1 protein-coding gene is annotated in these 264 nt (G+C 50.4%); it reads right to left on the reverse strand.

The window, feature by feature from the left end:
• Positions 1-233 (reverse strand): lipocalin/fatty-acid binding family protein (locus L5849_RS15680; RefSeq protein ID WP_236926296.1); only part of this gene is annotated, 233 nt, incomplete at its 3' end.
• Between the last annotated feature and the right edge of the window lie 31 nt (positions 234-264).

Genomic DNA, 264 nt, shown 5'->3' on the forward strand with positions numbered 1-264 from the left:
CCGATCTTAAATGACTGGTCCTTGCTATGGAACATACTCTGCAGCTTCACGCCAAACGTATCCCCATCCTGAGTTATCTCCAAGACAGGGGATGCGGCGCCTGCCATCTTCCGTATCATCCAGTTGGCACCGTTCGCTTCGAGAAAGCTCTCGAAATTCTCGTTTCGGACGAGGGCGTATTTGCCCTGAAAATTCGGCTTTTCTTCGCCCGATGTTGGTTCTTCGCCGCTCATTTTGACAAACAGATGTTATGGCGAAATCGCT

The organism is Erythrobacter sp. SN021, from assembly GCF_021864455.1.